This is a genomic window from Coralloluteibacterium thermophilum (assembly GCF_042654365.1).
Lineage (GTDB): Bacteria > Pseudomonadota > Gammaproteobacteria > Xanthomonadales > Xanthomonadaceae > Coralloluteibacterium > Coralloluteibacterium thermophilum.
The window spans coordinates 1-17586 of sequence record NZ_JBHSGG010000032.1 but is presented as its reverse complement, the minus strand read 5'-3'; the positions used below and the strand labels follow the sequence as shown (position 1 = coordinate 17586).

Annotated in this window: 23 protein-coding genes; 22 read left to right on the top strand and 1 reads right to left on the bottom strand. The window is 66.3% G+C overall.

All coding sequences use genetic code 11. The features are described from left to right. The 19 genes from ACFO3Q_RS11610 to ACFO3Q_RS11520 form a co-directional block, all read left to right on the top strand. Positions 1–242 (top strand): hypothetical protein (locus tag ACFO3Q_RS11610; RefSeq protein WP_377004887.1); only part of this gene is annotated, 242 nt, incomplete at its 5' end. Continuing rightward, positions 239–670 (top strand): hypothetical protein, encoded by a 432-nt coding sequence (locus ACFO3Q_RS11605; RefSeq protein ID WP_377004886.1) that lies wholly within the window; start codon positions 239–241, stop codon positions 668–670. The genes ACFO3Q_RS11610 and ACFO3Q_RS11605, both read left to right, overlap by 4 nt. 395 nt (positions 671–1065) lie before the next feature. Continuing rightward, the gene (locus ACFO3Q_RS11600; RefSeq protein ID WP_377004885.1) at positions 1066–1512 is read left to right on the top strand and encodes a lysozyme; all 447 of its coding nucleotides are present in this window, start codon (positions 1066–1068) and stop codon (positions 1510–1512) included. Then, the gene (locus ACFO3Q_RS11595) at positions 1509–1877 is read left to right on the top strand and encodes a hypothetical protein (protein ID WP_377004884.1); all 369 of its coding nucleotides are present in this window, start codon (positions 1509–1511) and stop codon (positions 1875–1877) included. The genes ACFO3Q_RS11600 and ACFO3Q_RS11595 overlap by 4 nt, the downstream gene beginning before the upstream one ends. A 17-nt stretch (positions 1878–1894) precedes the next feature. Beyond that, entirely contained in the window at positions 1895–2221 is a 327-nt protein-coding gene (locus ACFO3Q_RS11590) for a hypothetical protein (RefSeq protein ID WP_377004883.1), read from the top strand. Further along, positions 2221–2694 carry a hypothetical protein gene (locus ACFO3Q_RS11585; protein ID WP_377004882.1) on the top strand — a complete coding sequence of 158 codons (474 nt, stop codon included), beginning with the start codon at positions 2221–2223 and terminating at the stop codon, positions 2692–2694. Before ACFO3Q_RS11590 ends, ACFO3Q_RS11585 begins: the two co-directional genes overlap by 1 nt. A 12-nt stretch (positions 2695–2706) precedes the next feature. Then, positions 2707–3444 (top strand): hypothetical protein, encoded by a 738-nt coding sequence (locus ACFO3Q_RS11580; protein WP_377004881.1) that lies wholly within the window; start codon positions 2707–2709, stop codon positions 3442–3444. Continuing rightward, positions 3444–3851: a terminase small subunit-like protein gene (locus ACFO3Q_RS11575; protein ID WP_377004880.1), complete on the top strand. Its 408-nt coding sequence runs from the start codon at positions 3444–3446 to the stop codon at positions 3849–3851. Before ACFO3Q_RS11580 ends, ACFO3Q_RS11575 begins: the two co-directional genes overlap by 1 nt. Continuing rightward, positions 3848–5116 carry a PBSX family phage terminase large subunit gene (locus tag ACFO3Q_RS11570; protein WP_377004879.1) on the top strand — a complete coding sequence of 423 codons (1269 nt, stop codon included), beginning with the start codon at positions 3848–3850 and terminating at the stop codon, positions 5114–5116. Before ACFO3Q_RS11575 ends, ACFO3Q_RS11570 begins: the two co-directional genes overlap by 4 nt. Further along, on the top strand, positions 5113–7008 hold the full coding sequence (locus tag ACFO3Q_RS11565) for a portal protein (RefSeq protein WP_377004878.1): 1896 nt from the start codon (positions 5113–5115) through the stop codon (positions 7006–7008). The genes ACFO3Q_RS11570 and ACFO3Q_RS11565 overlap by 4 nt, the downstream gene beginning before the upstream one ends. A gap of 108 nt (positions 7009–7116) precedes the next feature. Next, positions 7117–7857 (top strand): dihydrolipoyllysine-residue succinyltransferase component of 2-oxoglutarate dehydrogenase complex, encoded by a 741-nt coding sequence (locus tag ACFO3Q_RS11560; RefSeq protein WP_377004877.1) that lies wholly within the window; start codon positions 7117–7119, stop codon positions 7855–7857. A gap of 6 nt (positions 7858–7863) precedes the next feature. Further along, entirely contained in the window at positions 7864–8949 is a 1086-nt protein-coding gene (locus ACFO3Q_RS11555) for a phage capsid family protein (protein WP_377004876.1), read from the top strand. 50 nt (positions 8950–8999) lie between these two features. After that, on the top strand, positions 9000–9353 hold the full coding sequence (locus ACFO3Q_RS11550) for a hypothetical protein (RefSeq protein ID WP_377004875.1): 354 nt from the start codon (positions 9000–9002) through the stop codon (positions 9351–9353). Beyond that, on the top strand, positions 9353–10750 hold the full coding sequence (locus ACFO3Q_RS11545) for a hypothetical protein (RefSeq protein WP_377004874.1): 1398 nt from the start codon (positions 9353–9355) through the stop codon (positions 10748–10750). Before ACFO3Q_RS11550 ends, ACFO3Q_RS11545 begins: the two co-directional genes overlap by 1 nt. After that, positions 10747–11301 carry a DUF6445 family protein gene (locus tag ACFO3Q_RS11540; RefSeq protein WP_377004873.1) on the top strand — a complete coding sequence of 185 codons (555 nt, stop codon included), beginning with the start codon at positions 10747–10749 and terminating at the stop codon, positions 11299–11301. The genes ACFO3Q_RS11545 and ACFO3Q_RS11540 overlap by 4 nt, the downstream gene beginning before the upstream one ends. Continuing rightward, a complete protein-coding gene (locus tag ACFO3Q_RS11535) occupies positions 11298–11750 on the top strand; it encodes a GNAT family N-acetyltransferase (RefSeq protein ID WP_377004872.1) in 453 nt (150 codons plus the stop codon). The genes ACFO3Q_RS11540 and ACFO3Q_RS11535 overlap by 4 nt, the downstream gene beginning before the upstream one ends. Continuing rightward, positions 11738–12373 carry a hypothetical protein gene (locus ACFO3Q_RS11530; RefSeq protein ID WP_377004871.1) on the top strand — a complete coding sequence of 212 codons (636 nt, stop codon included), beginning with the start codon at positions 11738–11740 and terminating at the stop codon, positions 12371–12373. Before ACFO3Q_RS11535 ends, ACFO3Q_RS11530 begins: the two co-directional genes overlap by 13 nt. Next, complete coding sequence (locus ACFO3Q_RS11525) at positions 12373–13908, top strand: hypothetical protein (RefSeq protein WP_377004870.1); 1536 nt, start codon at positions 12373–12375, stop codon at positions 13906–13908. The genes ACFO3Q_RS11530 and ACFO3Q_RS11525 overlap by 1 nt, the downstream gene beginning before the upstream one ends. A 98-nt stretch (positions 13909–14006) precedes the next feature. Continuing rightward, complete coding sequence (locus ACFO3Q_RS11520) at positions 14007–16001, top strand: hypothetical protein (protein WP_377004869.1); 1995 nt, start codon at positions 14007–14009, stop codon at positions 15999–16001. Here the strand turns inward: ACFO3Q_RS11520 and ACFO3Q_RS11515 are convergent. Beyond that, positions 15998–16180 (bottom strand): hypothetical protein, encoded by a 183-nt coding sequence (locus tag ACFO3Q_RS11515; protein ID WP_377004868.1) that lies wholly within the window; start codon positions 16178–16180, stop codon positions 15998–16000. The genes ACFO3Q_RS11520 and ACFO3Q_RS11515 overlap by 4 nt on opposite strands. A gap of 216 nt (positions 16181–16396) precedes the next feature. On the opposite strand from ACFO3Q_RS11515, the gene ACFO3Q_RS11510 reads away from it, so the two are divergent. The 3 genes from ACFO3Q_RS11510 to ACFO3Q_RS11500 form a co-directional block, all read left to right on the top strand. Next, positions 16397–16549 carry a hypothetical protein gene (locus ACFO3Q_RS11510; RefSeq protein ID WP_377004867.1) on the top strand — a complete coding sequence of 51 codons (153 nt, stop codon included), beginning with the start codon at positions 16397–16399 and terminating at the stop codon, positions 16547–16549. Between the two features lie 63 nt (positions 16550–16612). After that, complete coding sequence (locus ACFO3Q_RS11505; protein WP_377004866.1) at positions 16613–17398, top strand: hypothetical protein; 786 nt, start codon at positions 16613–16615, stop codon at positions 17396–17398. Beyond that, on the top strand, positions 17398–17586 hold a 189-nt coding region (locus ACFO3Q_RS11500; RefSeq protein WP_377004865.1), incomplete at its 3' end, for a hypothetical protein. The genes ACFO3Q_RS11505 and ACFO3Q_RS11500, both read left to right, overlap by 1 nt.

Below are 17586 nucleotides of genomic sequence, written 5' to 3'. Positions count from 1 at the left end.
GCGTCGCGTGGCAGACCAGTCCGCAAGGTTCGCGCATGTCGCTGACCGGCCCCGAGAACTTCGCCGAGCGTCGCAGCCAGTGGGACGAGGTCAAGCGCATCCGCCAGCTCAAGGGCTGCGCCGCCTGCAAGAACGCCATCCGTGGCTGGGGTCTGATCGCGTGCGGCCTCACGCCGCAGCGCAGGTTCCCGGCCTGCACCAACACCGGACATTTCGACTACGAGGGGAGGAAGGCCGCATGAGCCAAGTCGACACATTCGGCGAGTACGTCAGGCGCCGGCTGGACGCGTGGGGCCGAGAGTTCGCGCTGTCCCGGGACTGCGAGTACCTCGGGCACCAGTCTAAGAACATGCTCCAAGTGCTGATCGAGCATCGCGGGGAGATGCCCCCGAAAGTAGTGGGGTTCAAGCCGCTGGAGACACCGCCGTTGGAGCAACAGATCGAAGACATTGTGGCGGATGTGGCTCGCACGAACGTCGCAATGGCCTGTGCCCTTCGCGGGTACTACTGCGGTACGGGCCGGCGCAAGGTCGAGCGATTCGAGGAGGCGAATCGGCTGCTCTACGGCCTCACTGGAGGCGTGATGCATGTGCGTGCCTACCTCGATCTGGTGAAGCGGGGAGAGGAATTCGTCCGTGGATTCTTGTTGGGGCTTGCTCAAGCTGCTTGACAGGTGCCACCGCGCGACGGCATATTTGTGGCACGCTGTGATAAGAGCCCCTGCCGAAAGGCGGGGGCTTTTTCGTTACGCTCGAAGACTGTCGCTTGACAGAAACCCCGGGGCCGCGGACGCCGCAAGGCTGGACAGGCGCCAGTCTTGGATCGGAATGCGCAGGCTGATGCGCGGCATGCGTCGGCGGTTGGCGCCGAGGGCCGGGAAAGCGGGCCGGAAACGTCCAGCCCTAACCCTGCAGGTGCGAGTACCAAGCCGGAGATCAGCGCCGGCCCGATCCGACTAACGCAAGGGCTCGCTTCGGCGGGCCCTTTCTTTTTGGGCGCTCCCCACGCCCAGCCCGCCGACAAGTCCCTCGTGAGGGGACCGGCGGGCGCCTACGGAGCCACGGCATGATCACATCTGATGCTGGCGTGGCGCTGATCAAGCGTCACGAGGGCTGGCGCCCGCGCGTGTACAACGACCCCGCTGGCTATGCGACGGTCGGATACGGCCACCTGATTGCCAAGCGTCCGGCCACGGCTGAGGAGCTGGCCCGGGCGCCGCTGACCGAGGCAGAGGGCAACCTGCTGCTGCGCGAGGACCTGACGCAGGCCGAGTGGGCGGTGACGGACCTGGTCAAGGTCCCGCTCACCCAGAACCAGTTCGACGCGCTGGTGAGCTTCGTCTTCAACGTCGGCCGCGGGAACTTCCAGGGCTCGACGCTGCTGCGCAAGCTCAACGCCGGCGACTACGCGGGCGCGGCGAACGAGTTCGGGCGCTGGGTCTACGCCGGCGGCAAGGTTCTGTCGGGCCTCGTGCGTCGGCGCGAGGACGAGCGCAGGCTGTTCCTGTCGTGATTCCTGAGGCTGAGGCGCTGGTCGCAGCGGCACAGGGAGTCGGGAGCGTCGGCACCTGGAGCATCGCTCTCGGCTCCGTCGTGAGCGGCGTGCTTCTGTTCCGGCAGTGGCTGAGCAGGAACGCAAGGGACCGGGCTGGCGACACCGCGGCGATCGAGATGATCGAGCGCCTGGAGCGCCAGCTGACAGCCGCGAACGAACGCGCTGATCGATACGCGGCAGAGCGGAACGACCTCGCGCGAAAGGTTGGGCGGCTGGAGGGCGAGATCACCGCATTGCAGAGGGAGGTCCGCCACCTCACGGCTCAGATGGAGCAGATGCAACGCGCAGCGGGCATCCCGTCCGCCGAGGGCAATACCCCATGACCCACCACGAGATAGGCATGACAGCGAGGCGCTGGCTGAGCAAGTACGACGGGCTGATCGGCTGCCTGCTCCTGATCCTCGGAGGAGCCATCGCGGGCTGGTATGCGAGCCAGGCCAACGGCGTGGCTGAGCGCGCCTCCATGATGGAGAGGCACGCCCAGGAGCTGCGATACACCCGCGACGCCTACGACGAGGCGACCCGGGCGATGCAGGCGCAGATCCAGTCCCTGACCGCGACCACGGCACGGGCGGCTGATCGTTCGGCGGACGCGGCGGTTACTGCGCAGCGTGCAGCCTCGACCGCTGAGCAGGCGGTACAGCACTCGCAGGGCGAGAAGCGCTGATGATCCGCGCTCTGGTCGCGGTCATCGCCGCGCTCATCGTGGTCTTGGGCGTCCAGTCGTGCAGGTTGCACGGCGCGCAGATGGCTCTGGCTGACCAAGAGATCGAGGCGGCGACAGATCGAGAGGCGGCACTGGCAGCCATGACCAACATGATCCTCGACGTCCGGCGCCGGGAGCGTGAGGCCCAAGAGCGTCACAACACCGTCGTCGCTGAGCTACAGGAGCAACTAACCAATGCGCAGCTGGTTGGCGAGTCCGTTACTGCTGATCTCCGTGCTGCTCGGCTCAGGTTGCGCGAGCACTGGGCGTGCCCCGCCGGAGATGGTGTGCCCGGTACTCCCGGAGCCGCCGCCAGCGGTGATGCAGGAGCCGCGCTTCGAGAGCGAGATTCGGGCCATCTTGTTCGAATCGGCGCCGAGTGCGACGCCCGCATCCGAGCAGCCCAAGCCGTGATCCGGACGGACAGGCAGTGAGCGGGGGCAGCGATGGGCTGGGTTGAGATCGCGGCCGCTGGCGCCCAATACGAGTTCGACGATCACGGCTTTGGAGGCGCTGAGATGTCCGGCAGCGTCATCCGAGCCACGGACATGACTGGCGGGTTCAGCGTCCATCTCTGGGACACACCGCGTCGCTTCCGGCTGACATTCTCGGGCTACCGGTCCTACGCGGTGGTAGGCAACGAGGGCCTGAGCTACGTCGTGTACTACCCGGATGACGAGGAGGCCTTCGTCTACAACGGCGATACGGCACGCGACGCGCACAGGTTCGTGCCGAATCCCGTTGAGACGAGCGAGACGTGGTCTATCACGTACGGGACTGGCGCCGGGACCGAGACATCTCGGCAGGACTCGTTCGAGATGCTGGTGGAGGTATGGGCCGACGACCCTGCGCCACCTCCGCCGCCGCAGGGCACCGTCTACGTCGCCCGTAGCAACCAGCGCCTCTACCGGGGCAGCGATGCACATTTCACGGTGCAGGTGCGAGACGAGGAGGGGAAGCCGTCCTTTGAGGGGCTGGACCTCGCGGTCGATGTCCTCATGAGGGGGCGGCGGCTCTCCTCGGTGCCGGCCCGGAGCCCGGAGCCCGGACAGGTCAGCTGGACTATCCCGGCTGGGCAGAGCCGCCGTCAGCTGCACGGGATCAACGTGGCGACGCTGCTGGTACGTGCTGGCGGCCAGGTGGTCCACATCGCGACGCTTGAGGTCGTAGGGGACTCGCACTGATGGCGCGACCCAGCAAGTACACAGACGAGATCCTTGACGTGATCTGTGAGCGGTTGTCGGAGGGTGAGCCGCTTGCGCAGATCTGCCGCGACGAGGGGATGCCGACTGACCGCACTGTGAGGAACTGGGTGAGGGAGCGGGATGACGTTTCTTCCGCCATCGCACGCGCGCGTGAGATCGGCTTCGACCGCATTGCGGAGGATTGCCTCGCTATCGCGGATGAGCAGGCCGGTGACGTCCAGCGCGACAAGCTGCGGATCGAGACGCGGTTGAAGCTCCTGGCGAAGTGGGACCCGAAGCGATTCGGCGACAGGAACCAGATGGAGCTGAGTGGGCCGAACGGCGGCCCCGTTGAGCAGACAACTCGCATCGAGATCGTCGCCGTGGAGGCGAAGGCGCCGGAATGAGCACGCTGCGGCTGGAGATCCCGGCCAAGATGCTGCCGTTTCAGACCCACCGCGCACGTCACAAGATCGCCCGTGGGGGGCGAGGTTCGGCGAAGTCGTGGAGCATCGCCAGGCTGCTGGCTGTACGCGGGTATGTGGAGCCGACGCGCTGGCTCTGCTGCCGCGAGACCCAGAAGTCGATCAAGGAGTCGTCGCACCGGTTGCTGGCAGACCAGATCAAGGCGCTAGGCCTGGGCCGCTTCTACGACGTACAGGACAAGCTGATCAAGGCCCCGAACGGAACCGAATTTTCGTTCGTCGGCCTCAAGGAGCACACCGCCGACAGCATCAAGTCCTACGAGGGCTACGACGGCGCTTGGATCGAGGAGGCGCACTCGGTCAGCGAGCGATCTGCCCAGGTGCTGATCCCGACGATTCGAAAGGCCGGGTCCGAGCTGTGGTGGAGCTACAACCCGGAGCAGGAGGACGACTTCGTCCATCAGCTAGCGGGCCAGGACGACCCGGACACGCTGGTGGTGGACATCAACTGGCGGGACAACCCGTGGTTCCCGGGTGAGCTCGACAAGGAGCGCCGGAAGCTGCAAGCGATCAACGACGACCTCTACCAGCACGTCTGGGAGGGGAAGTGCCGCTCTCTCGCCGGCTTGCTGTTCAAGCGCGACTGGTTCCGGTTCTACGACGTGCTGCCCAGCCGCCTGAACCTGTACATCGCCAGCGACTATGGCGTGACCGAGGGTGGCGGCGACCACACCGAGCACGGGGTTTGGGGCCTCTCGCCGAACGGCGACCTCTACGCGGTGGACTGGTGGTACGGGCAGACCGACCCATCGGACTGGATCGACGCCTGGATCGCCTTGGGGGCGCAGTACCGGCCGCTGGCGGCCTTCGAGGAAAAGGGCGTGATCCTCCGGGCGCTGGACTCGGCGATCACAAAGCGCATGCGGGAGACCGGCACGTTCATCCGCCGCGTTCCGCTCGCGTCGGCGGGCAGCAAGGCGGAGCGCGCTCTGGGCTTCGCAGCCCGAGCGTCTGCCGGCGCGGTCTACCTGCCTGCCGGGAAGCCGTGGGCGATGCGATTGCTGAACCAGCTGTGTGCCTTCAACGGCGAGGACGGTCGGCAGGACGACGCCGTGGACGTGTGCAGCCTGATTGGCCGAGGGCTGGACAGCATGGCAAATGCAGCTCCGGGCGCCGCTCAGCCCAGGTCACGCCGCAAGGACTACGACCTCGATGACGAGGATGAACTGAATTGGAAGGCAGCATGACCGACGACGCTCTTGCGCAGGCGCTACGACAGTTCGAAGAAGCGTACGACCAGACGCAGAACGAGCGCGCCGCTGCCGAGCGGGATCGCGACTACTACGACGGTCGTCAGATCACGGCGGAGGAAGAAGAGGTCCTCCGTAAGCGAAAGCAGCCCGTGGTCATCTACAACCGCATCAAGCCGAAGATCAACAGCCTGCTCGGATTCGAGCGTCGGCAGCGCACGGACCCGAAGGCATTTCCGCGCACCCCGCAGCACGACAAGGATGCAGAGGCGGTTACCGACGCCCTCAGGTTCGTCTGCGACCAGAACCAATGGCAGAAGCTGCGTTCCGACGTTGCCGAGGACATGTTCATTGAGGGGATCGGCGCCTGCACCGTAACCGTGGCGCAGAAGGCGGACGGCCAGTTCGATGTGAAGCTGACGCGGGTGCCGTGGGACCGGTTCTACCGTGATCCGCACAGCCGAGCACGCGACTTCTCTGACGCGAACTTCCTCGGCGTCGTGCTCTGGATGGACGAGAAAGACGCGCTCGCCCTCTACCCAGGGAAAGAAGACGTCATCAAAAGCGCCTACACGACAGGCGAGACCGACGGCAACACGTACGACGACCGCCCCAAGCTGAACTGGAGCGACGACAAGCGGAAGCGCATCCGCGTGCTGCAGCACCGCTGGCGCGAGGATGGGAAGTGGATGACGGCCACGCTCTGTCGTGGCGGGTATCTGCGCGACCCGCAGCCGTCGCCGTACCTCGATGAGGACGGAGCCCCGGCCTGCGACCTGCTGGCGGTTTCGGCGTACGTGACGCGCGAGAACGAGAGGTACGGTGAGGTCCGCAACATGATCTCGGCGCAGGACGAGATCAACAAGCGGCGCAGTAAGGCCCTCCACAGGCTCTCGGTCAACCAGTTCATCTACGAGCGAGGCGCGGTGGCCGACGTGGCCGCGACGAAGCGCGCACTCGCCGAGCCCGACGGCGCGATTGAAGTGACGCCGGACATGCGCTTTGAGCTGCGCGACAACGCAACCCTGGCCCAGATGCAGGGCGAGCTGCAGATGCTGCAGGAGGCAAAGGCGGAGATCGACGCATCGGGGGTCAACCCAGCGCTTCAGGGTGACGTGCAGGCGCCGTCCGGGCGCGCCGTGGAGGCTCTGCAGATCGCGGGGCTACAGGAGCATGCGACCGCATTTGACTCGCTGCGCGACTGGTCGTGGCGTGTCTATCGCGCGATCTGGTGCCGCATCCGGCAGTACTGGACAGAGGAACGCTGGATCCGCGTCACCGACAACGAGAACAACTTGCGCTGGGTGGGCCTGAATCGCCAGGCGACCCAGGCTGAACTGGTGATTGAGCAGGCTCGGCAGCAGGGCAGGGAACTGACGGACGAGCAGATCGCGATGCTTCAGGCTGACCCTCGATTCCAGGAGGTCGTCACCCAGAACGACCTCGCCGAGCTCGACGTGGACATCATCGTGGAAGACGGCCCCGACTCGGTGACGATTCAGTCGGAGCAATTCGAGCAGTTGGTCGAGCTGAAGAAGGCGGATCCCAGCGCAATCCCGACCGCGATGGTCATCGAGGCGTCCAGCCTGCGGAACAAGGACCAGATCCTTGAGCACCTCGAAAGCGGCGGTATCCCTCTGCAGGTGCAACAGCAGATGCAGGAAATGCAGCAGGCGTTGCAGGAGGCCCAGCAGCAGGTTCAACAGGCTGAGCAGAAGGCTCAGAGCGCCCAAGGCGAGCAGCAGATCAAGGCTGCGGAGCTGGATTTGCGGCGCATGGAGCTGCAGATCGAGGCCCAGAAGCTGGAGATCGAGCGTTTCAGGGCGGAGACCGATCGTATGCAGGCCATGCGGCCGCCCGATCCGCCACAGGTGCCTTTAGTGCAGTGAACCAAGGCCCGCAAGGGCCTTTTTTGTTGCCTGACGGCGACGACGGACGCGCCCGTTCCCTAGCGCGATACGCGACGACGGCGTTCGGTCGATGTGGAGAGCAGAACCATGAGCGAGCAGGACAAGGACTTTCTCGACGGGATGGGTGACGACACGCCGGCCGAAGCGGCCGATGAATCTGACATCCAGACGGGCGAGCCCACGCAGCCGGAGCCGGAAGTCCAGGCTCAGCCTGCCGAGGCGAAGCAGACCGAGGTGCCGCCGACCCCGGGACCCAAGCAGGAGGAACGCGTCCCCCTCGCCGCGCTCAAGGCTGAGCGGGAGAAGCGGCAGCAGTTCGAACGGGAGCTTCAGGAGCTTCGCGCTGAGAAGGAGAAGCTGAAGACGGCCGAGCCGGAGAAGCGGCCGGACTTCTTCGCAGATCCCGAGAAGTTCGTTGCAGAGGCACTTCGGAACGGCGAGCAGGTGGTCCTGCAGCGCATGTACGCCGCCCTGGAAGCCGACGCGCGGGAGCAGTACGCCGACTACGACGACGTGCTGGAAAGCCTGAAGCCGAAGCTCGCGGAGAACCCCGCTCTGCATCAGCAGATCTTCGGCGCCCCGAACCCGGCGAAGGCTGCCTACAAGCTGGGCAAGCAGCTGCAGGAGATGGAGGCGCTGAAGGACCCGGAGGCCTACCGCGCCCAGCTTGAGAAGGAGCTGCGTGAGCAGATCCGTGCCGAGCTGGAGGCCGAACAAAAGGCCAAGGCCGCAGCCGCAATCCCGCCCGACCTGGCATCGGCACGCAACGCACGCACGGCAACGGCCGTGCCCCCCGAATCCGTCTTCGACGACATCTTCAAGAGGTAAACCACCGTGGCAGAGACCATCATTTCCCAGGCCAACCGCGCCAAGCAGTGGGACGCCGAGTTCTTCAAGGAGTACGTGCGCGCCAACCGCTTCAAGCGGTACATGGGCACGTCCACCAACGACATCATCCAGGTCAAGAACAACCTGACCAAGAAGAAGGGTGATGCCATCACCATCCCCCTGGTCGGCGCCCTGGACGCAGACTCCGGCTACAACGACGGATCGACCAACCTGGTCGGCAACGAGAAGGCGCTGCCGAACGACGGCCACCGCATCCAGATCGGCGTGGTCCGCGATGCGACCGTCGTCAACGTCGAGGAGGAGCAGGCGTCTCCGTTCGACGTGCGCAATGCCGGCCGAGACGCCCTCAAGACCCTCGCGATGCGTTACCTGCGCAACGACATCATCGCCGCGCTCGGCTCGGTGAACGGCATCCCGTGGGCAGACGCAACCGCAGCGCAGCGGAACACGTGGAACGCAGCCAACAGCGACCGCGTGCTCTACGGCGCCGACATCGGCAACTTCAACGCCACGGTTTCGACCGCGCTGGGCAACATCACCGCGGAGCAGACGCTCAACAAGGCGATGGTGTCGAAGCTCAAGCGCATCGCCCAAAACGCAGTGACGGTGAACGGCGACGGCATCCGCCCGTACGTGTACGGCGAGGACGAGGAGACCTTCGTGCTGTTCGTGGGTACTGGTCCGTACCGTGACCTGAAGCTGGACCTGGCTCAGGAACATGCCGACGCGCGTGAGCGTGGGCGCAACAACCCGCTGTTCACGGGCACCACGTCCCTCTACTGGGACGGCGTGGTGATCCGCGAGATTCCGGAGATTCTGGGGCTCGGCGGCGTCGGCGGCGAGGGTGCGCAGGTGTCCCCGATCTACCTGTGCGGTGCGCAGGCACTGGGCGTCGCCTGGGCGATGACCACCAAGACCACCACCCGCAAGGAAGACGACTACGGCTTCCGGCACGGCGTGGGCTTCATGGAGCTGCGTGGCATCGAGAAGATCCAGTGGCGCCAGGGCGAGTCCGACGCGAAGGACTGGGGCGTCGTCTCCGGCTTCGTCGCCGCTGCATCCGACGAGTAACCGACAGGGCGGGGGCTCCGGCTCCCGCCCACTTCTTCTTGAGGTAGCGCATGGCGACCTATACACGGGCCGATCTGGTCCGCTCGGTGCTGAGCGAGTTGGGGGTGATCGACGGTGCGGAAGCGCCGGAGGCGGAGGACTATGCCCTCACGGACGCCCGATGCCAGCAGGAGCTGGAGCGCCTGCATGAGGACGGCATGGTGACGTTCGATGTGGACGGCCTCATCCCTGCGCGCTACTTCGCCCTGCTTGTGCCGCTGATCGCATCGACGCTGATCAACGCCTATGGCGTCATGGCGCGCCGCGAAGGGATCAAGGAGGACGCTAGGGAGGCGCTCCGTGGCCTGGCGCGCCTCCGGCAGAAGCCGGACCTCGGAAGCGTCACGCAGGCGACCTACTACTGATGTGGCAGCCTGTCCCCATCGTCGGCGGCGCCTACTCGGACGAGACGCGACCCTGGTCTGCGCAAGACTGCGTCAACTACCTGCCGGTGCCGGCTGAGCGCCCTCAGGGCCGTTCCCCATCGAAACTCCTTACGCCTCCTGGGCTGCGCCTGTTCGCAGCTGTAGGCACAGGCCCTTGTCGGGGCGCTCGCAACGTCGAGGGCGCGCTGTTCGTCGTCTCCGGCAACACGCTGTATCGAGTGCATGCCAACGGCAGCAGTACCAGCCTCGGCACCATTCCTGGTGTTGGCCCGGTCGGGATGTCGCACAACCAGATTACGGGCGGCAACGAGCTCCTGATTACTGCCGGATCGAGTGGGTACGTCTTCAACACCCGCACATCCACACTGTCCCGCATCACCGATCCCGGCTACCCGGGTGCGGTCGCTGTGGACTACGTGGACAGCTACCTGGTGCAGGTCGAGCCGTTTGGCCGATTCTGGTTCCACTCGGAACTCGCAGACGCAACGGACTACAACACCGTGGACCGGTACGAGTCCGAGGCGTCGCCGGATCGGATCGTCACGCTCAGGGTCAACCAGAGCGAGGTCGTGGTCTTCAGCGAGCGCACCATCGAGTTCTTCGACAACGTCGGCGCAGCGACGAACACCTTCCAGTCGAAGCGCATCGTGATCCAGACAGGGATCGCGGGCCGTGATGCGGTCGCAGCCATCGACAACAGTCTGATGTGGCTTGGAGACGATGGGATCGTCTACCGACTGAACGGCTACCAGGCCGTGCGGATGAGCACGCATCCCGTCGAGCAGGAGATCAGCCGCTGCAACATCGCTCTGGCGCAAGCAACGGTGTGGGAAGACCGAGGACACAAGGTCTGGTATCTGACGTTCCCGGATGGGCTGACGTGGGGATACGACGTCGCCTCTGGTGAATGGCATCGCCGCCAGTCCTACGGGCTCAGGCGATGGAGGGCGGTCGGGCTGGTCAGGTGGCAGGACCGATGGCTGGCCGGCGACTACGCCAACGGGAACCTCTACGAAGTGACCTGGGATGAGGCCACAGAGAATGGCGCCCCTCTGGTTTCTGAGCGCATCTCTGGCGTGCTGCACGGCGAGCAGAATCGCCTACTGGTCGCGGGCGTCGAGTTCGTATTCGACACCGGCGTGCAGTCGCACTCAGACCCCGACGCGTTCGTGGACGTCCGCTACAGCAAGGACGGAGGCCGAAACTGGTCGAACTGGCGCCGCCGGTCGCTCGGTGAGATCGGCGAGTACGCGAAGCGCGTGAAGCTGCTCCGCCTGGGCCAGGGCCGGCAGTGGGTGTTCCATGTCCGCGTGTCGTCGTCCATGAAGCGCGATTTGCTGGCCGCCAGCATCCTGTTGGAGCCGTGCGACCGATGAGGATCATCGACCACTTCATGCCGGCGCCCCATGCGACCCGGCAGCAGGGGCTGTGTGCGCCCTTTATCGACTGGGCCGCGCCCGACGGCGAGGTCTACAAGCGCGTCTGCCTGACGCACATCCCCGGGCTGCAGGATCGCCTTGAGGCCGAAGTAGGGCCGGTCGAGATGCTCGGCATGGGTTTCCGGCTCAACTTCGGCGGGGAGCTGCCAAACGCCGCCATCCACTCCGACGTTGGTTGGGGCACGCACGCTCTGGTGCTCTACCTCAGCGAGGGCAGCGGCGGGACCGCGTTCTGGCGGCACAAGGCGACGGGTGCGCACCGCATCGACCCGGGCCAGTTCGAGTTGCTCGAACAGGTGCGCGGTGATTGGGACAACGCTGACGCCTGGGATCAGGTCGCGCTGGCGGAGATGCGCTTCAACCGGGCTGTGATCTACGAATCCGCGCTGTTCCACAGCCGCTGGCCGTTCGCGGCCTTTGGGTCCGGTCACGACGACGGCCGACTCATCGCGGTCGCATTCTTCAACCTCAAGGAGCCTGCCGAGTGATCCGCGCAGCGACGCACGACGACATACCAGCCATCGTCGAGATGGGCAGGAAGTTCTACGCGACGACCAGCTATCCCAGCTTCGCGCCCTTCAATCCTGAGTCCGTGGCGGCGCTCGCCCGGATGATGATCGACACCGGTGTGCTTCTTGTCGCCGACGAGGGTGAGCTGGTCGGCATGGCCGGCCTCGTTGTCTGCCCCTTCATGTTCAACGCCGACGTGCTCGCTGCCCACGAAGTGATGTGGTGGGTGGACCCGGACGCGCAGGGGCGCGGCACAGGCAAGGCACTCCTGTCGGCGATTGAGCCGGCATGTCGTGCGCGCGGCGTCGGCGCGATCCAGATGGTGCATCTCCACAACAGCCCGCCGCAGGCCGCGGTGCTCTACGAGCGCCTTGGATATAGGCACAGCGAATCCTCTTACACGAAGGTGCTCACATGGCAGCAGTGACCGGAGCGGCAATCGGGGCCGCGACCACCCTCTACTCCACGAATCAGGCGAAGAAGTCGGCTCAGGGCGCCGCCAACGCGCAGGTCGGCGCGAGCAATGCGGCCATTGCCGAGCAGCAGCGGCAATTCGACCTGGCCCGACAGGATCAGATGCCGTGGCTTCAGGCGGGCCAGACGGCGCTGTCGTCGCTGGAGCGCCTCAACAGTGGCGACTATTCCGGCTTCGAGAACTCGCCGGACTACCTCTATGCGCAGGACCGAGGCCTTGCAGCACTCGACCGCAGTGCGGCGGCCCGGGGGTCGTTGTATGCCGGGGGCACCGACGCTGATCGGATCAGCTTCGCCTCAGGCCTGGCGACGCAGAACCTCAACAACTACCGGAACTCCCTGAACTCGATGGCCGGGCTGGGGCAAACGACGGCCTCCAATCTTGGATCGCTCGGGCAGAGCGCGGCGAACAACGTCAGCAACGCCCTGATCAACGCCGGCAATGCCCGCGCGTCGTCCTACCAAGCTGCGGGCCAGGCGAACCAGAACGCGGCGAGCGGCCTGGCGGGTCTCGCCGGCTGGGGCATTGGGCAGTACCAGAAGGGCAACGCCTGGAACTGGGGAGGAAACTCCTGATGGCCTCTCCGTTCGAGTCGATCATCAACGGCTACAGCGCCGGGCTGCGTCAGGGTCAGGATGTGTCCGACTTCCGGCGCCAGAGCAAGTTGGCCGAGCTGTCGTCGCAGGCGTACACCACGCCGGCCGCGGGGCAGCAGAGCTTGCTGGCCCAGATGGCAGCGGTCAGCCCGCAGGCGGCCATGGCGCAGCAGTCTGCGTTCGGTGAGCAGGAGGACCGGCGCCTGCAGCGTTTGGGTGGAGCTGCTCGCTACCTGGAGTCGGCCCGCCAGTCGGGTGACCCCGCCAAGGTGCAGGGCGCATGGGCTGCTGTGCGCCCGATGCTTGCGCAGGATTTGCCCGATGGGCAGTTCCCGGACCAGTGGGACGACGCGACGATGGCGCCGACGCTCTACGAGGTGCTGGCGAGGACGCAGGGTGCTGGTGGGGCTGGGACGGCCATTCTCTCCACGTACGTTGATGACCAAGGTCAGCGTGTTGCGGTCCATCGCGACGGCACCACCAAGGTTCTGGGCGGCGCGGACCTGGGCCAGAACCAGCAGACGATCACGGTGAAGGGCGCCGATGGCCGAGAGCGGCAGATGACGTTCAACCGCCGTACCGGCCAGTACGAGGAAGCGCAGCTCGCTGGTGCCTCGGCGATGCCTGCGCCTGAGCCTGCGCGCCAGTTCGCCGGGGCGGCCGGCCAGCCCATGGGGGTTGACGACGTTGCGGCCTTCATCGAGCAGGACATCGGGCGCCCCCTCACGCCGGCCGAACGGCAGCAGATTGCGACGGGCGACTTCAACATCCCAGCGACGGGGGCTGAGCAGCCGGCGCGGCCGATGCCGAGCCTTGTTGCCCCATCTCCGGCCGCGGCCAGTCCGTTCGTGAGCCGTACCCCGGAGGAGCAGGCCGCTCTGACGCGCGCAGCCGAAGAAGAGGTCACGCTAGGGAATCTCCCGCGGCGGCAGGAGATCGAGACCCAGGGGGCAGTGAGCCGTGAGCGGGCTGTGGGTGATGTCAAGCACGAGCAGGAGAAGCGTGCGAACGCGGGCAGGGCGCGCTTGGCGATGCAGCAGGCGACGGACCGTGTGAACCGAGTCGATACGCTGGTCGATGGGATCCTCCCGCGCATCAACTACGCCACGGCGGGCTTCGCGAGCCTGGCCTCGGCGGTTCCCGGCACGCCAGCGGCTGATCTTCGTCGAGACCTCGGAACCCTCCAGGCCATCGCCGGCTTCGATGAGCTGAACGCGATGCGCGCATCCAGCCCCACTGGCGGCGCGCTGGGCAACGTCACCGAGCGCGAACTCGCATTCCTCCAGTCAGTGGTCCGGAACATCGAGAACAGTCAGTCGCCGGAGCAGCTACGCCGCAACATCGAAGCCTTCCGGCGCGAGGTCAAGCAGTCGTGGCAGCGAGTTAACGAGGCGTACGAACAGGATTACGGCACATCCAGGCAGGCCGGCGCTCCTCAGCCCGGCACCGTAGAGGACGGGTGGCGGTTCCGGGGCGGCGATCCAGCCGACCCCCAGAGCTGGGAGCGACTCTGATGTCTGGTCCGTGGGAGAAGTACGCAAATCGACAGGAATCGCCCACTGCGGGCCCCTGGACTCGCTACGCACTGCAGGCCCGTACGGAGCCGGCGGAGATGGAGCCGATGGTCGTGCGTGCGTCGGACTCGGCAGAGCAGCGTGAAGTGCGGCCCTCGCTCTTCCGCATGGACTCTGACTTCCGCCGTCGGGCAGGCGTAGACCCGCTGTCGATGTTCGGCGCCGCAGCAATCGACACCTTCGGCGGTGGCCGTAGCGCAGCGCGCTTTCTGGCATGGCGGAGTGGCGGGACGGCGGGCCAGTCGGAGGGCGGCCAGCCCACGGTCACTCTGCCGGACGGGGAGACGTACCGCACTTCGGATCCGGGTCTCGATTCGACTGACGTCGCCAAGGCCGGAGGGAACATCGTGGCAATGGCTGTCCCAGCGACGTGGGCGGCGAGGGTGGGGCAAGCCCGAAACCTCGGGATCGGCCGCCGTGCGGCGCTGCAGGGCACTGCTGCCGCCACCGCAGACACCGGGCTTCAGGCCGTCTTCAACGCGGGCGAGATCGATCCCACGCGCACCGCGCTCGCGGGTGCCGGCGGTGCTGGCGGTGAGCTGGCCGGCACGGTGATTGGCCGCATTGGCGGCAAGGCGATGGAGTTCGCGCGCAGCATGGGGAGCAACAGGGAGGCCGCTCGGGCACTGGCACGCGAAGCCGGCATCGAGAACGTGTCCCCTGACCAGCTGGCGCGCCTGAGCAACGCCATGGAGGAGATCCGAGCGGGCGCCGACCCCCGAGCAATCCTCGGGCGCGAGGAGTTCGGATTCATCTACACCCAGGGCCAGCGGCTGACGGAAGGAGCCCGCAAGTTCCAGCAGCTCAGCCGGGAGGAGGTACTGCGGCAGACGCCGGTGTCCAACGGGCCGATGTTACAGGCGGAGCAGTCCAATAGGCGGGCCCTGAGCGATGCGCTGGCTGGAATGGGCGAGCGGTTCGGTGGGCGGCCCGGCTCCACACCTGCTGAACTCGCGCAGGGCGCAGCCTCGCGCCTCGGGCAGCAGGCGGACGAGCTTAGCGGGCGGATCAGTGCGGCCTACGAGACGGCCGGGCAGGGCGGGCGCTCTGCGGTGAGCGCAGAGGCTGTCGCAGGGCTCCCCAACCGCCTTCGCAATGCGGTGCGCGAGTTCGCACCCAACTTCGACACGACGCCAGCGACTGCGCGCACGCTAGAACAGGTGCGGCTGGCGACACAGAACATCCTGAAGTCGGCCGAGGGCGGCAATGTCACTGGCGTCACGCTACGGGCGCTTGAGACGCAGCGCCGTATCCTGAACAACAACATCAACGCAGCAACCAATCGGGCGGACCGTGCGGCGATGGTGGCTGTGAAGCGTGAATTCGATGGCTGGCTGGACGAGGCCGTGGACACCGCCTTGGTCACTGGCGACCCGTCGGCACTGGCGGCCATGAAGGAGGCCCGCGCGCTGCGCGCCGAATTCGCCCGCCGCTTCGAGGGTGGCGCCGACTCCGACAGGTTCATCGCCGGGCTCCTTGACGGGAGCCGTACCCCGGAGGAGCTGGTCAACATTGCGCTTGGCGCCGGCCAAGTCAGTAAGTCCGGTGCGGCTCGCTTCATCGAGAGGTTGCGCGTTGCCGCCAACGGCGACCCGGAGGTGATCGGACGTCTGCGGGCCGCCCACTTCGAGCGGATGACGCGCGGGAACAACGGAGAGCCTCTCAACATGGGGCAGATCATCCGCAACATTCGCTCAAGCGAGTACAGCAACGCCAGTGTAGTGAAAGCGCTCTACAGCCCTGATGAGTGGGGCCAGGTACGCCGGCTGGCGGCGTCGCTGGAGCCGCTTGTGGCGCGGGGCGAATTCGGGCGCACCTCGGGCACAGCGGAGCGCCTCATGCGGACTTTCCTCGGTCAGGGCCTTAACGGCGTGCCGCTGCTAGGTCCTGCGATGGAGTCGGTGCGTGGAGCCCTCAACGCAGTGCGCGCGGCGCGTGCGGTCAGCGACCCTGTGCGGGCGCACGGCGGGGCGCATCCAGGAGTGCCTGCCGGATTCACGGCAGGTGCCGGCGCCGCCAGCAGGGAGGACTAGATTCCTGGGATGTAGCCGTCGCGCAGTAGCTTCCTGCGCGCCATGTTCCAGCCCAGCGCGAAGGACAGGCCGGCGACGATGATCAGGACGGGCCACCAGATTCCGAAGTAGCGGATAGGCAAGGCGAGGGCGACGCCGCATGCAGTCGCAGCGATGCCCTGCACGACGCGCGACTCCATGAATCGGATCAGGAGCCTCTGCCACCTCGGGTAGACGGCCACATCCTTCATCACCACCAGTCCCCGCTGTCCGGTTCGACGACCGCGATCCTACCACCCAGCCCGGCTTGATTCGCCGGCTGGCCTCTTCACCCTTTCACAAAAGCGAAACCCCCGAGCAGCGGCCAGGCTGCCCGAGGGTTCTTGATCCACCCGTGTAGACGGCACGAGGGAACCGTGATCGATAGTACCAAGTTCGCACTCAGAGCGATGTGCCATATGCTGAAAATTCTCGACAGACCCGGTTGGGCGTACTGGCTGGCTTGGGGCGTTGTGGTGAGCATCATGACATTCGGGGTCGCCAACATCATCGCCGCGATCAAGCTCTAGCCCCTCCCGACGACTAACGACCCAGCCCCGCCTCGCGCGGGGCTTTGCATTTCCGGAGCCAGCATGCCCACGCGATTCCTCAACCCCGCCCCGGTATTCCTCGACCTGCTCGGCCTGGGCCCCGTCATTGGGGGAAGCCTTGCCTTCTACGAGCGCGGGACGACCTCGCCGAAGACGACCTGGTCGGACCCGGGGCTGTTCACGCCGAACCCCAACCCGGTGCCGCTGGACTCGTCCGGCCGTTCGAACAACGAAATCTGGCTGGATGGCGAGTACAGCGTGGTGCTGCGCGACAGCCTGGGCGCCACGATCTGGACCCGCGATGTCGTGCCCGAGTCTGCGGCCGGCGGCACGATCCCCAGCCTGTTGCCGGGCCAGTTCCTGACGAACGATGGCAGCAACCTGCTCTGGCAGCCCGTGAGGCAGGTGCCCGACCCCAGCGGGTCCGCGAATCGCCTCCTCAGCACCGACGGCGCCAACCTGATCTGGGTTCCGCCGCCGGACATCCCGCAGCCGCCTGATCCTGACGTGACGGAAGGTTCTGGGTTCTTGCAGGTGCTCGACACGCTCCAACAGTGGGGCACCGCCACCATTCCGGCGTCCGGCGACACGAATGCGTCGATGCAGATCAGCTTCCCGACCGGCTATGCGGCCACGCCGTACATCGGAGTCACGGTCAACACGCAGACGCCAACGAACTCCGGGCACTTCGTGATCCCGGCTGTCGTCAGCCAGTCCCCAACAGGCTTCACCGTCATCGTGGCGGCGTCGGAGTTCCAGAGCTCGACCCGGATCCAGAGCGCAGTCCCCGTTAGCTGGTACGCAATCGGGAAGAAGGCGGCCAGCTGATGCCGAACAAGTCGCTGCTGCCGCGCTCCGCTGCACCGCTTGTCGATGCCACGGGCCGCGCCACTCCGGAGTTCTACCGCTGGCTTCAGTCCCTCGGTGCGGTTTCTGGAACCGACGGCGAAGCGCGCCAGTTGATCGCCGAGATGGCCCGAAAGCTCGGATCTCCCGATGGGTCCATCGGCAGGATC